We start from the raw sequence: 14,471 nt of genomic DNA, 5'->3' as shown, positions 1-14,471 counted from the left end.
TCTTTGCCCGCCGCCATGATGCCACAAAAAAACGGCGCCCCGAAGGGCGCCGCTGATTGCTATCGAGGATGTCGGCCTTAGTGAGCCGTCAGGCCGCTGCCGGCCTCTTCCGCGCCGTCGGCCTTCACCGGCAGCTTGGTGTCCTCTTCCCAGACGATCGCCTTCGGTGCCCGCACCAGGGCGTTAGCGATCACCTCGTCCATCCGGGCGACCGGGATGATATTCAGCCCGCCCTTGATGGCGTCGGAGATCTCGGTGAGGTCCTTGGCATTGTCCTCGGGGATCAGCACCGTCTTGATGCCGCCGCGGGCCGCTGCCAACAGCTTCTCCTTCAGACCACCGATCGGCAGGATCCTGCCGCGCAGCGTGATCTCGCCGGTCATGGCGACATCGTGACGGATCGGAATGCCCGTGAGCACGGACACGATCGTCGTCGCCATCGCCACGCCTGCGGACGGACCGTCCTTCGGCGTTGCACCCTCGGGCACGTGGACGTGGATGTCGCGCCGCTCGAACAGCGGCGGCTCGATCCCGAAGTTGATCGCACGCGAGCGGACGTAGGATGCCGCCGCCGAGATCGATTCCTTCATCACGTCACGCAGGTTGCCGGTAACAGTCATGCGGCCCTTGCCGGGCATCATGACGCCTTCAATGGTGAGCAATTCACCACCGACATCCGTCCATGCCAGACCGGTGACGACACCGACCTGATCGTCGCTCTCGATCTCGCCGTAGCGATACTTGGGCACGCCCAGGAACTCTTCGAGATTCTTCTCGGTGACCTTCACCACCTTCTTCTTCGAGAGCATCAGCTCCTTCACGGCCTTGCGGGCCAGTGTGGAGAGCTCGCGCTCCAGATTACGCACGCCCGCTTCGCGGGTGTAGCGGCGGATCATCAAGAGCAAGGCGTCGTCGTCGATCGACCATTCCTTGGCATCCAGACCGTGCTTCGAGAGCGCGATCGGAATGAGATGCTTGCGGGCGATCTCGACCTTCTCGTTCTCCGTGTAGCCGGCGATCCGGATGATCTCCATACGATCCATCAGCGGGCCCGGAATATTCAGGGTGTTCGCCGTGGTGATGAACATCACGTTCGACAGATCGTAGTCGACCTCCAGATAGTGATCGGCAAAGGTGCCGTTCTGCTCGGGGTCGAGGACCTCAAGCAGAGCCGACGACGGATCGCCGCGGAAATCGGCGCCCATTTTGTCGATCTCATCCAGCAGGAAGAGCGGATTCGTCGTCTTGGCCTTGCGCATCGACTGGATGATCTTGCCGGGCATCGAACCGATATAGGTCCGGCGATGTCCGCGAATCTCCGCCTCGTCACGCACGCCGCCGAGCGACACGCGCACGAACTCACGTCCGGTCGCCTTCGCGATCGACTTGCCGAGCGAGGTCTTGCCGACGCCGGGAGGACCGACGAGGCACAGGATCGGCCCGCTCAGCTTGTTGGCGCGGGTCTGCACCGCGAGATACTCGACGATGCGGTCCTTGACCTTCTCGAGCCCGTAGTGATCGTCGTCCAGCACGGCCTGCGCCGCGGCGAGGTCCTTCTTGACCTTGGACTTCTTGCCCCACGGAATCGACAGCAGCCAATCGAGATAGTTGCGCACGACGGTCGCTTCCGCGGACATCGGCGACATCTGGCGCAGCTTCTTCAGCTCATGCTGTGCCTTCTCGCGGGCTTCCTTCGACAGCTTGGTCTTGGCGATCTTCTCTTCGATGTCGGCCAGCTCGTCGCGACCTTCGTCGTCGCCGAGCTCCTTCTGGATCGCCTTCATCTGCTCGTTGAGATAATACTCGCGCTGGGTCTTCTCCATCTGGCGCTTGACGCGCGAGCGGATGCGCTTCTCGACCTGCAGCACCGAGATCTCGCTCTCCATCAGGCCGAGCACCTTCTCCAGGCGCGCGGTGACGGACAACGTTTCCAGGATGCCCTGGCGATCCGCGATCTTGACGGCGAGATGCGACGCGACCGTGTCGCCGAGCTTGGCGAAGTCAGTGATCGCCTGCACGACACCGACGACTTCGGCGGAGATCTTCTTGTTGAGCTTCACATAGCTCTCGAAGTCCGAGACCACCGAACGCGACAGCGCTTCCGCCTCGACGCTCTTGGCATCGGTATCGGCCAGCGCGACCGCCGTCGCTTCGTAATATTCGGTGCGATCGGAATACTTCTCGACCTTGGCGCGCTCGAGCCCTTCCACCAGCACCTTCACGGTGCCGTCGGGAAGCTTCAAAAGCTGCAGCACGCTGGCGAGCGTACCGATCTCGTAAATCGAGTCCGGCGATGGATCATCGTCCGACGCATTCTTCTGCGTGGCGAGCATGATGAGCGCATCATTCTTCATCACCTCTTCGAGCGCGCGGATCGATTTCTCGCGGCCAACGAAGAGAGGCACGATCATGTGCGGGAAGACGACAATGTCGCGCAGCGGCAACACCGGATAGGAGTGGCTTTCGCCGTGAACAATGGTTGGCCGGGGTTTGGAGGCAGTCATGGCCCATTCCTTTTGCTGTGCCCCCTTGCAAGCAGTCCGCCCGATGGCGCAACCGCACAAGGTGCCGATTTTCCGTCTTTGCTCGGCCGTCTCAGGCTCTACGTGTCCGGATCGTTATGGCGAATCTTGAGGGAGATTTTGTGTTCGCCGAGAGCATTAGGTGGCTATGGGCCGGGGGGGTGTCAAGTCGCGGAAATACCCATGAACAAGGGCGGTTTACAGAGCGTAGCAGCAATAAAATAGGCGGCTGCCGATCACCGGCAGCCGCCTATTGAACTTAAGTCGATGGGCCCGAAAGCCGCCCGATCAGGCGCTTGCGCTGCTCTCCGCCGTCCGGTCCGAACGGTCGGCGTAGATGTAGAGCGGGCGAGCCGTCCCATCCACAACCTCCTTGGAGATGACGACTTCCTCGACACCTTCCAGACCGGGCAGATCGAACATGGTTTCGAGCAGGATGCTCTCCAGGATCGACCGCAGACCACGTGCACCGGTCTTGCGTTCGATAGCCCGGCGGGCCACCGCACCCAGCGCCTCGTCGGCGAAGGTCAACTCGATGTTCTCCATCTCGAACAGGCGCTGGTACTGCTTGACCAGCGCGTTCTTCGGCTCGATCAGGATCTTCTTCAGCGAGGTCTCGTCGAGATCCTCGAGCGTCGCGACCACTGGCAGACGGCCGACGAATTCGGGGATCAGGCCGTACTTCAGCAGATCTTCCGGCTCGACGTGGCGGAAGATCTCACCGGTGCGGCGATCTTCGGGTGCCAGAACCTGCGCTGCGAAGCCGATCGAGGTGGTCCGTCCGCGCGACGAGATGATCTTCTCGAGGCCCGAGAACGCACCGCCGCAAATGAACAGGATGTTCGTCGTATCCACCTGCAGGAATTCCTGCTGCGGATGCTTGCGGCCGCCCTGCGGAGGCACGGAGGCAACGGTGCCTTCCATGATCTTCAGCAGAGCCTGCTGCACGCCCTCACCCGACACGTCACGGGTGATCGACGGATTGTCCGACTTGCGCGAGATCTTGTCGATTTCGTCGATATAGACGATGCCGCGCTGCGCACGCTCGACATTGTAGTCGGCAGCCTGCAGCAGCTTGAGGATGATGTTCTCGACGTCCTCACCAACATAACCGGCTTCGGTCAGCGTCGTCGCGTCGGCCATCGTGAACGGCACGTCCAGAATGCGGGCGAGCGTCTGCGCGAGCAGCGTCTTGCCCGAACCGGTCGGACCGATCAGCAGGATGTTCGACTTCGCGAGTTCGACGTCGTTGTGCTTGGTCTGGTGGTTGAGGCGCTTGTAGTGGTTATGCACCGCGACCGAGAGAACCTTCTTCGCATGGAACTGACCGATGACGTAATCATCGAGCACCTTGCAGATTTCCTTCGGCGTCGGAATGCCGTCGCGCGACTTGACCAGCGAAGACTTGTTCTCCTCGCGGATGATGTCCATGCAGAGTTCAACGCATTCGTCGCAGATGAAGACGGTAGGACCCGCGATCAGTTTGCGAACTTCGTGCTGGCTCTTGCCGCAGAACGAACAATACAGCGTGTTCTTGGAGTCGCTGGTACCGACCTTACTCATTCCTATCTCCGTCCGCCGTTCGATCTTTGTCTGCCGGTCGCCCAGTTACGGGACATATCCCGTAGATAGAGCAAAATCCGTACCAAAAAAGACCTCGTTCCAGAATGCCGCTCGAATCACGGCTCACTCGAATCCCCGCGATACTAACCGATCCGCATCAGCGAACCATGCTGACAGCCGATGATCAAGAATTCGCTAATCGGCTCCATCGCCTGGAGCGTGACAATAGCGTGATTTGCGGCATTTGCGCGGGAGAACCCCGAAAATTGGGGGAACGTTGCGTGAATGACACCACCCGACCAGCACGAAAGCGGAACTCTCGCGTCTGCTGGCGTCGGCACATAGTACCAATTCGGGAATAACTTGATCGATATGGCTGGCTTGGGACAGGCGGCGCGCGGGCGCCGTCTGTCTCGGTCTCGATATGTTCGCCGAAACGGCGTCGTTTAGGCGGGCTTCGCCGGGGTCGATTCTTCAGCGCGCTTGTCGATGACCTTGTCGATCAGCCCGAAATCCTTCGCCTGATCCGCGGTCATGAAGTTATCGCGCTCGAGCGCATTGTGAATGTCCTCGTAAGCACGTCCCGTGTGCTTCACATAGATCTCGTTGAGCCGGCGCTTCAGGCTCTCGACTTCCTTGGCATGGATCAGGATGTCGGTGGCCTGGCCCTGGAAGCCGCCTGACGGCTGATGAACCATGATGCGGGCGTTCGGCAGCGCGAAGCGCATGTCCTTTGCGCCAGCCGTCAGCAACAGCGAGCCCATCGACGCGGCCTGACCGACGCACAGCGTCGACACCGGCGGACGGATGAACTGCATCGTGTCGTAGATCGCCAGACCCGACGTCACCACGCCACCGGGCGAGTTGATGTACATCGAGATTTCCTTCTTCGGATTCTCGGCTTCGAGAAACAGAAGCTGAGCAACGGTCAGCGTCGACATGCCATCTTCGACCGGACCGGTCACGAAGATGATGCGCTCCTTCAGAAGGCGCGAAAAGATATCGTAAGCCCGTTCGCCGCGGTTGGTCTGTTCGACCACCATCGGGACGAGGTTCATGTAGGTTTCTACCGGATCGCGCATTGATCACCCGAAAGGTTGGAGGAGACACACGTCCATCGGCAAGACTGGAACCGGTTACGGTTTGCCGGGAGAGGACGAACGTCCCGTGATGCAGGAACAACAAACAGAGCCCACAGATATGGACCAATCGAGCGGCAACAAGACCACCGGTCCACATGCCACCCTGAACCTCAGTTCAAGCCGATTCGGACGGCCACCGCAAAGCGCTGGAGCCCTTTTGGAACCTGTTTCGAGCGGTATCCTTAACGTCAAAACGCCGGCTGGAGGACCCGGCCGGCGCTTCTTTTAACGTCTTCTAAGAAGAAGCGGCTCAGGCCGCAGTCTTCTCGTCCTCGTCCTTGTAGAGGTCGTCCTTGGACACCTTCTTCTCGGTCACATTGGCCAGTTCGAGGATGAAGTCGACGACCTTGTCCTCGTAGATCGGTGCACGAAGCTGGGCCAGCGCGTTGGGATTGCTGCGGTAAAAGTCCCACACTTCCTTCTCGCGGCCCGGCATCGAACGGGCGCGCTCGATCACGGCACGGCTGACCTCGTCATCGCTGACGGTGATCTTGTTCTTCTCGCCGATCTCCGAGAGCACGAGACCGAGACGCACGCGGCGATCGGCGATCTTGCGGTACTCTTCCTGCGCGGCTTCTTCGGTGGTGTCCTCGTCGGCGAAGGTCTTGCCCGACGATGCCATCTCCTGCTGGATCGAATTCCACATCAGCTTGAACTCTTCATCGACCAGCGACGGAGGCGCATCGAACTTGTGGGTCTCGTCGAGACGGTCGAGCAGCAGGCGCTTGACGCGCTGGCGGGTCGCACCGGCGAATTCGGCAACCAGACGCTCGCGTGCAGCTTCCTTCAGCTTGTCGAGGGACTCGAGGCCGAGGGTCTTGGCGAACTCGTCGTCGATCACGGTGTCGACCGGCGATTCCACCTTGGCCGCAGTGGTCTCGAACTCGGCGGCCTTACCGGCCAGCGTCTCGCTCGCATAGTTGACCGGGAACGACACCTTGAGGGTGCGGGTCTCGCCGGCGGCGATGCCGATCAGCTGGTCCTCGAAGCCCGGGATGAAGGTGTTGGAGCCGATCGCAACCGGGATCTCCTCGCCGGTGCCGCCCTCGAAGGCGACGCCGTCGATGGTGCCCTTGAAGTTGACCGTCACGCGGTCGCCCGACTCGGCCTTGCCGGTCTTCTCGGTGAACGAACGGTTCTGGTCGGCGACGCGCTTGATCGCTTCATCGATGTCCGCATCGGTCACTTCGGCCACCGGCTTCTCGACGGTGAAGCTCTTGAAGTCGGCGAGCGCGATCGGCGGCACGACTTCGATGGCGACGGTGTAATTCAGGTCCGACTTGCCCGACAGGATGTCTTCGACTTCCTTCTGCTCGGTCGGCATCGTGATCTTCGGCTCGGAAGCGAGCTTGAAGCCACGCTCGGTGAAGATCTGCGTGTTGGTGTCGCGGATCAATTCATCGACGGTCTCGGCGGCAACCGAGCGACCATAGAGACGCTTCAGGTGACCGACGGGAACCTTGCCCGGGCGGAAGCCGTTGAGCTTGACCTTGCCCTTCATGTCATCGAGGCGCGCATCGACCTTGGCTTCGATGTCGGCAGCCGGCACGTTGACCGAGAACTCGCGCTTCAATCCCTCGGAGAGGGTTTCATTCACCTGCATGGCGTCAATCTTCTTCCCGCTTGGTCCGGCCCAATGGCCCGGACATTGTAAATCTGTGCGGCATCAGGCCAGAGCCTGCGCCGGTGGTGCGAACTGTCTCTGCAAGGCCAACCTTGCGGAAACACGTCCGAAAATCGTCATGGTCAAACGCTATGTGCGCTTGGTGCGGGCGGAGGGACTCGAACCCCCACAACTTTCGTCACTGGAACCTAAATCCAGCGCGTCTACCAATTCCGCCACGCCCGCGAAAAACATCATGTCCGGCCGCGATGTCGCGAGCGGCGGGCTTATAACATGGGGACCGTGGTTCGCAGCAAAAAAATGGTCACATAGCGGCTTACTTGCCGCAGCCCCGGCAACTGGACTTTGGCGCGGCAAAATGGTCGGGATTTGGGCATGACGAACCGCTTTCTCCCCCTCACGCGCCGGACCCTGCTTGCAGGCGCCGGAAGCGCGCTGATCGCCCCGATTCTGCCCCGGGTCAGCCTCGCGCAAGCCGTCGCCGCGCTGGAACTACAGGCCAAGGCTGATCCCTTCCCGGTGAAGCCCGGCGCCTCCACCGAGGCCTGGACGCTCCATTCGGCCCAGAAGGGGCCGCTGCGCTTCAACCGCGGCGACGAGATCACAGTTCAACTCGCCAATCAGCTGCCGGTCCCTATCGTCTTGAACTGCCGAGGCATTAACGGCACGTCCGGGATCGGCCCGCTGCTCGACCGCAAGCCGGTCGCGGCCGGGGCCAAGGACGCGTTCAAGCTGCAGATGCGCAGCGCCGGAACGTCGTATCTGGACATGCGCCTGCTCGGCGACGGTCAGGCGCTGCCGTCTCAGGTCCGCAGCGTGGTCGTCCAGGAGAGCGATCCGGTCGAGGTGGACCGCGACGAGGTGCTGCTGATCGAGGACTTCCGCCTCAGGCCGGACGGCGGTCTGCTCGCCCCCGCCAGTGATCCGAAAGACGCCGCGGCGCTGTTCCTGATCAACCGGAAATCCACGCTGGAGCTGTCGGCCCGCGTCAACGAACGGCTCAGGCTCCGTCTCATCAATGGCTGCCAACGCAATGTGGTTGCTATAAAATTTGACGATCACGAGGTCCGTGTGATGGCCATCGACGGTCAGCCCTCGGAGCCATTCCCTGCCCGTAATAATCAGGTGGTGCTGGCGCCCGGAACGCGGGTTGACGTCTTCCTCGACGCCGTCAGGCCGGCGGGATCGACCTCGGCGATCCTGCTCCATGACGGCAAGACAGCCCGGCCGATCGGCCAGATCCAAATGTCCAACGATCCACCGCTACGGGCCACGCCCCTGCCGGCCGCCGCGCCGCTGCCCTCCAACGGTTTGCCAGCTCAGCTCGATCTCAAGGGCGCGCTGCGCGTCGATATGGCCCTGAGCGCCGTCAGTCCCGAATGGGTGAAGCCGGTCGACCTGTCCGCCGGCACGCCGCCGGCATTCCGGACCAAGCCCGGCCGCACCGTGGTGCTTGCGCTGACCAACCGGGCCACCAGCCCGATGGTATTCCAGATCCACGGCCATCACGTCCGCCTGCTCGACAGGCTCGATGACGGCTGGAAACCGTTCTGGCTCGACACCCTGGCGCTGGACGTCGGCCAGACCCAGCGCATCGCCTTTGCCGCCAACAATGTCGGGCGCTGGCTGATGGAGGCCTTCGTCGCTGACTGGGCCGCCCCGCGGCAGGTCCGCTGGTACGGCGTCGACTGAGAGGTCGTCAGTACTGGATACCGAGCTGGTCGTAGACCCGACGGAACACCGCCGGCAGCACCTCGGTCAGATCCTCGGCGATCAACCCGGGGCCAGCTTCGCTGCCCGCCTCGCCATGCATCCAGACTCCGATACAGGCGGCCTCATAGGCAGGAACGCCTTGCGCCAGCAGCGCGCAGCTGATGCCGGCCAGCACATCGCCGGAACCGGCAGTCGCCAGCCATGGCGGCGCGTTGGCAGCGATGGCGGCTCGGCCATCCGGCGATGCCACGACTGTATCCGGCCCCTTCAACAGCACGATAGCACCCGACTCTTGCGCCGCCAGACGAACCCGCTCCAGTTTAGATAACGCTGGATGTTTCCCGTCCACCTTACTGAAGATGCGTGAAAATTCACCTTCATGAGGCGTCAACACGACGCCGGATTCCGGGCTGGCCTTGATCAGACCGAACAGCTGCTCGGGCGCCTCTGCGAAGCTGGTCAGCGCATCGGCGTCGAGCACCGCATGTCGCTTCGTGGCCAGGATGGCCTCCACGAACATGCGCGTCCGTTCGCCAACACCGGCCCCCGGCCCGATCACGCAGGCTGACACCTTGCCGCCGATCAGCGCGGCGAACTCCGCCGACGTATCCACCGGCCGCACCATCACCGCCGTCAGCGCGGCGGCATTGACCGCCAGCGCATCGCGCGGCGACGCCACAGTCACCAGCCCCGCCCCGCCCCGCAGCGCTGCGCGGGCGGACAGCCGGGCAGCGCCCGTGGCGGCGATGTCGCCGGAGACCACCACGGCATGGCCGCGCGAGAATTTGTGGCTGTTGATTTTCGGCACCGGAAACGCGTCGGCCCACAGGTCCGGATTGTTCTCGAAGGTCTGCGGGCGGATTTCCGCCAGCACATCCTCGTCGATGCCGATGTCGATCACCCGGAGCCGGCCACAATGCACCCGGCCCGGCACCAGCAGATGGCCCGGCTTGGGTCTGAAGAACGTCACGGTCTCGGTCGCCCTGATAGCGCCGCCCATCACGGCCCCTGAATCGCCGTTGATACCGCTCGGCAGATCGACAGCCAGCACGGGCACGCCGGCCGCATTGATGGCGTCGATCATGATCAGCGGATCGCCCTTGACCGGACGATTGAGCCCGGCGCCGAACAACGCATCGATGATCAAAGCCGGCTGCCCGATCAAGGAGGGATCACAGGGCAGCACCTCGCCCTTCCATCCCTTGGCAGCCAGCGCCGCATCGCCCTTCAGCGTTGCCCGGTCGCAGAGCAGGATCACCGAAACGTCACGCCCCTGCGCCGCGAGCTCGGCCGCCGCGACGAAGCCATCGCCGCCATTGTTGCCACGACCGGCAACGACCAGGATCACCCCCTCCTCGGCCAGTTCGCCCGCCACGTCCGCGACCGCCCGTCCGGCGGCGCGCATGAGTTTGAAGCCTGGCGTGCCCGACGCAATCGTGAGTTGATCGGCGCGCGCCATCTCGTCGGTCGTTAGAATATCCATCTCGCTTCTCACTACGCCTTTTTGGAAGGCACTCGCGTCACACGCGAACGCAGCAGAGTAAAACTGCACATCATGCGATCACTTTGATCACTATGTAGGCAAAAGTAATCGAATACTCTTGATGCGAACCTCGTCAGGTGCGATGTAATAACCTGATAATGCTTCAAAAATAGCCGAGGAGCGAACTTGGCACGGACCCTGCTTTTAGGGAAGCCAGCTTCGGGTCCGTCGCGCTCACCGGCAAATGTTGAAAGACACCTGTTTAAGAGACAGGGGTGGCCGACCGTCTACCGCATCGGGCGAGATTTCGTCTGTGCGGCGTGGCGGCAGCGCAATAACGCCCGAAATTGGGTATCGAACAGTGTGCGCACAACGCGCAATGGTCAAAGCTACTTGAGGCAAATAACTTGCGGCCTGATTGGAAGTGCCGGGGAGACGTTCAGTGAAAAAGATCGAAGCCATCATCAAGCCCTTCAAGCTGGACGAGGTGAAAGAGGCTCTTCAGGAAGTCGGGTTGCAAGGCATTACCGTCACGGAAGCCAAGGGCTTCGGCCGTCAGAAGGGCCACGCCGAACTTTATCGCGGCGCTGAATACATTGTCGACTTTCTACCCAAGGTGAAGATCGAGATCGTGATTGGCGACGACCTCGTCGAAAAGGCGATCGATGCCATCCGTCGCGCCGCACAAACCGGCCGCATTGGTGACGGCAAGATCTTTGTGTCGAACATCGAGGAAGCCGTGCGCATCCGTACCGGCGAGTCCGGACTCGACGCGATCTGACGGACTGGACGCTCTCCAAGCCGGGTGCTATCCGACATTCAACGCTTCAAGGCGTCACCAAAAAGGCTGCTTCGGCAGCCTTCTGTTGTTGACGGTTTGTCTTGTTGAAAACGTGCCGTTGTGACCTGATCGTCACGACAGATTGTTACGTCCCGGAAATCGGCCCGCAAAAAAGGTAGGGAGCCCCATGACGACCGCCAAAGAAGTCCTGCAGTCCATCAAGGACAATGACGTCAAGTACGTCGACCTGCGTTTCACCGATCCCCGCGGCAAGTGGCAGCACGTGACCTTCGACGTCTCGATGGTCGATGAAGAAATGTTTGCCGAAGGCACCATGTTCGACGGTTCCTCGATCGCCGGCTGGAAGGCGATCAACGAGTCCGACATGATGCTGATGCTGGATCCGGCAACGGCGACGATCGATCCGTTCTTCGCAGAGACCACCATGGTCATCACCTGCGATATTCTCGAGCCCTCCACCGGCGAGCCCTATAACCGCGACCCGCGCGGCATCGCCAAGAAGGCCGAAGCCATGGTCAAGTCCATGGGCATCGGCGACACCGTGTTCGTCGGTCCGGAAGCCGAATTCTTCGTGTTCGACGACGTCCGCTTCTCGAGCGACCCATACAACACCGGCTTCAAGCTCGACTCGTCCGAATTGCCGACCAACTCCGGCACCGAATATGAAGGCGGCAATCTCGGCCACCGCATCCGCACCAAGGGCGGTTACTTCCCCGTCCCGCCGCAGGACTCGGTGCAGGACATGCGCTCGGAAATGCTCGGCGCGATGGCGCGCATGGGCGTCAAGGTCGAGAAGCATCACCACGAAGTGGCGTCCGCCCAGCACGAACTCGGTATGAAGTTCGACACGCTGACCTACATGGCCGACCAGATGCAGATCTATAAGTATTGCATCCATCAGGTCGCGCACATCTACGGCAAGACCGCCACCTTCATGCCCAAACCCGTTTTTGGCGACAACGGCTCGGGCATGCATGTGCATCAGTCGATCTGGAAGGACGGCAAGCCGACCTTCGCCGGCAACAAATATGCCGATCTCTCCGAGACCTGCCTCCACTACATCGGCGGCATCATCAAGCACGCCAAGGCGATCAACGCCTTCACCAATCCGTCGACCAACTCCTACAAGCGTCTGGTCCCCGGCTACGAAGCCCCGGTGCTGCTCGCCTACTCCGCGCGCAACCGTTCGGCCTCCTGCCGCATCCCCTACACCACCAACCCGAAGGCCAAGCGCGTCGAAGTCCGCTTCCCGGATCCGATGGCCAATCCGTATCTCGCTTTCGCCGCGATGCTGATGGCCGGTCTCGACGGCATCAAGAACAAGATCGATCCGGGTCCGGCCATGGACAAGGACCTCTACGATCTGCCGAAGGAAGAACTGAAGTCGATCCCGACGGTGTGCGGTTCGCTCCGCGAAGCCCTCGAGAACCTCGACAAGGATCGCGGCTTCCTCAAGAACGGCGGCGTATTCGATGACGACTTCATCGACAGCTATATCGAACTGAAGATGACCGAAGTGATGCGTTATGAAATGACGCCGCACCCGGTCGAATTCGACATGTACTACTCGCTGTAATCCCGTCAGGGATTGCACGAACGATCAGGGCGCTCCGGCAACGGGGCGCCTTTTTCGTTGGCCGCATGGCGCCTATTTGCGGGCGAGCGCCATCACCGGTTCGGGCGCGTTCGGGAAGCCTATCGCCGCAAGCGCCCTGGCTGCCTCCCCTTCGCTGGCGGCCCACGGCAGCTTCGCGGTGACGCCCCGCGTGACGGGTTCGCCGAGACCCCCGCCGAAATCGATCGGCCACAGACCATTCGGCACCGCCTCCACAGTGACTCCGCGCAGCCGCGTGCCAGCGCCGAGGGGCGACAGATCATCCGGTTGCAGCCGCCGCGCCGTCGATGCATCCCGGGGGTCTGTGAAACTGGCCAGCACCGGCATCAATTCGCCGGTGACCGGCACGGCGCCGGTCTGGCTGCTGACGTCGCGGAACGCGATCTTGCGCCCCGCCGCCTGATAGGCGCGCATCGCCACGAAATTGGCGCCGTCGAAATCGGCGCTGCCCTTGTCGTCGTGCAACATCAGCGCGGCGAGATTCCTGCCGCCGCCGAGATCGACGACCACGGCATCGCCCCGTGACGTCACCTTGCCGGAAGGTTGGTAGCCCCGATAGGGATGCACGGAGACGACATGCGAGGCCGACTTCACGCCGTCCGGCGTCTCGACCTCCATGGTCAGCCGATATTTGTGCGCGGGCCGGTTGATCCGGATCTGATCGCCGATCACCAGGGCAGCGAGCAGTCCGAGCGGACCGACCCATTTCAGCATGTTCATTATTATTGGCCTCCCCCATCGGCCATGCACGATCGCGACGGAGACGTCAAAGCGGCGATATGTCTTGATCCCCGATGCAATTGACGGAACAGTGAAAGTCCGATCGATGCAGAGGATCCACCGTGCCCGCAGAAGCCAATGTCCAGACGCGCAGCGACCTGACCTGGGCGATCACGGCGGGCGGCATCGCCACGGTGTCCTTTGCGATCCTCATAGGCTTCGCCTGGTACTTCTCGGGAACGCTATTCCTGATCTTCGCAGGCATTCTGCTCGGTGTAGCGCTCAATGCGCTGACGGAATTATTCGGGCGCTTCATGGGCGGCCCGCATCCGATGCGGCTCGTCATGATCTGCATCGTGCTCGCGGCGATGCTGGTGGGCGTGATGTATCTGGGCGGGTCGACCATCGCCAATCAGGCCAAGACGCTGTCCGGCACCCTCAAGTCACAGGTCGTCAACGTAAAGACCTATCTCGAGCAGCACGGTGTCGACACCAGCTATTTCGATTTCAACAGCATCACGTCGGATCCGCCCGCCGAGCCCGGCACGTCGCCCGCCACCTCAACGCCGAAGTCGAGCAGCGGCCTGCCGAGTGCCGGCACCATCGCATCATCAGGTGGCGCCATTGTCAGCCAGACACTGAAGATCCTGCTCGGCACCGTCGGCGCGGTCGGCAACTTCTTCATCGTGCTGTTCTTGGGATTGTCGTTTGCCGCACAGCCCAGCGTCTATCGCAAAGGACTCTTGCACCTGACGCCGCGAAAACATCGCGGGCCGATGACGGTCATCGTCGATCGCATCAGCGACACGCTGCAGCGCTGGCTGATCGCGCAGATGCTCACCATGGTGGTGGTCGGCGCCATTACCTGGATCGGGCTGAAGCTGATCGGGATTCCCAGCGCCTTCATTCTCGGCGTTCAGGCCGGCCTGCTCGCCTTCATTCCCACCGTCGGCGCCCTGCTCGGCGGGTTGATCGTCGTGCTCGCCAGCCTCGCCTCGGGCTGGGTCGCCGCCGCGTCAGCCTTTGCGCTGTTCATGGGCGTGCATGCGCTGGAGAGCTACATCCTGACGCCAATCCTGCAGCGGCAGGCGCTCGACATTCCGCCGGCCACGCTGTTCGCGTTCCAGATCCTGCTCGGCGTCGTCTTCGGCGTCTGGGGCCTCGCACTGGCGCTGCCGGTGCTGGCGATCGTCAAGGTCGTCATCGACTTCATGCGCGAAGAGGACGAAGCCTCCGCGCAGGATAAGGCGATGGCGGCTTAACCTGATCCCTCATCCTGAGGAGCGC

The 14,471-nt window shown here is 62.0% G+C and carries 10 protein-coding genes and 1 tRNA gene; 4 read left to right on the top strand and 7 right to left on the bottom strand.

The features are described from left to right. Positions 1 to 77: 77 nt before the first annotated feature. The 5 genes from lon to AB7813_RS02410 form a co-directional block, all read right to left on the bottom strand. A complete protein-coding gene (gene lon, locus AB7813_RS02430; RefSeq protein WP_093758782.1) occupies positions 78 to 2,504 on the bottom strand; it encodes an endopeptidase La in 2,427 nt (808 codons plus the stop codon). 306 nt (positions 2,505 to 2,810) lie between these two features. Continuing rightward, complete coding sequence (clpX, locus tag AB7813_RS02425; RefSeq protein ID WP_089264575.1) at positions 2,811 to 4,085, bottom strand: ATP-dependent Clp protease ATP-binding subunit ClpX; 1,275 nt, start codon at positions 4,083 to 4,085, stop codon at positions 2,811 to 2,813. A gap of 446 nt (positions 4,086 to 4,531) precedes the next feature. Beyond that, the gene (locus AB7813_RS02420; protein ID WP_089264576.1) at positions 4,532 to 5,167 is read right to left on the bottom strand and encodes an ATP-dependent Clp protease proteolytic subunit; all 636 of its coding nucleotides are present in this window, start codon (positions 5,165 to 5,167) and stop codon (positions 4,532 to 4,534) included. Positions 5,168 to 5,477: 310 nt separating this feature from the next. Then, positions 5,478 to 6,830 (bottom strand): trigger factor, encoded by a 1,353-nt coding sequence (gene tig, locus AB7813_RS02415; protein WP_439063756.1) that lies wholly within the window; start codon positions 6,828 to 6,830, stop codon positions 5,478 to 5,480. 161 nt (positions 6,831 to 6,991) lie between these two features. After that, positions 6,992 to 7,076: transfer RNA gene (locus AB7813_RS02410), tRNA-Leu, on the bottom strand. 150 nt (positions 7,077 to 7,226) lie between these two features. On the opposite strand from AB7813_RS02410, the gene AB7813_RS02405 reads away from it, so the two are divergent. Next, the gene (locus AB7813_RS02405; RefSeq protein WP_439063754.1) at positions 7,227 to 8,543 is read left to right on the top strand and encodes a multicopper oxidase family protein; all 1,317 of its coding nucleotides are present in this window, start codon (positions 7,227 to 7,229) and stop codon (positions 8,541 to 8,543) included. A 7-nt stretch (positions 8,544 to 8,550) separates the two neighbouring features. Here AB7813_RS02405 and AB7813_RS02400 read toward each other — a convergent pair whose 3' ends face one another. After that, positions 8,551 to 10,047, bottom strand: coding sequence for an NAD(P)H-hydrate dehydratase (locus tag AB7813_RS02400; protein ID WP_439063753.1), 1,497 nt, complete (start codon positions 10,045 to 10,047; stop codon positions 8,551 to 8,553). Between the two features lie 442 nt (positions 10,048 to 10,489). Here AB7813_RS02400 and AB7813_RS02395 point away from each other — a divergent pair, with 442 nt between their 5' ends. Both AB7813_RS02395 and glnA read left to right on the top strand, forming a co-directional pair. Beyond that, the gene (locus AB7813_RS02395; protein ID WP_068730910.1) at positions 10,490 to 10,828 is read left to right on the top strand and encodes a P-II family nitrogen regulator; all 339 of its coding nucleotides are present in this window, start codon (positions 10,490 to 10,492) and stop codon (positions 10,826 to 10,828) included. A 187-nt stretch (positions 10,829 to 11,015) separates the two neighbouring features. Continuing rightward, positions 11,016 to 12,425, top strand: coding sequence for a type I glutamate--ammonia ligase (gene glnA / locus AB7813_RS02390; RefSeq protein ID WP_068730911.1), 1,410 nt, complete (start codon positions 11,016 to 11,018; stop codon positions 12,423 to 12,425). Positions 12,426 to 12,497: 72 nt separating this feature from the next. On the opposite strand, the gene AB7813_RS02385 is transcribed toward glnA, so the two are convergent. Next, the gene (locus tag AB7813_RS02385; RefSeq protein WP_439063752.1) at positions 12,498 to 13,184 is read right to left on the bottom strand and encodes a hypothetical protein; all 687 of its coding nucleotides are present in this window, start codon (positions 13,182 to 13,184) and stop codon (positions 12,498 to 12,500) included. 122 nt (positions 13,185 to 13,306) lie between these two features. Here AB7813_RS02385 and AB7813_RS02380 point away from each other — a divergent pair, with 122 nt between their 5' ends. Further along, the gene (locus tag AB7813_RS02380; protein WP_439063751.1) at positions 13,307 to 14,446 is read left to right on the top strand and encodes an AI-2E family transporter; all 1,140 of its coding nucleotides are present in this window, start codon (positions 13,307 to 13,309) and stop codon (positions 14,444 to 14,446) included. The last annotated feature ends 25 nt before the right edge of the window (positions 14,447 to 14,471 follow it).

The organism is Tardiphaga sp. 20_F10_N6_6 (assembly GCF_052076045.1).
Lineage (GTDB): Bacteria > Pseudomonadota > Alphaproteobacteria > Rhizobiales > Xanthobacteraceae > Tardiphaga > Tardiphaga robiniae.
The sequence above is the reverse complement of the archived record's forward strand: the minus strand, read 5'-3'. Positions and strand labels throughout refer to the sequence as shown.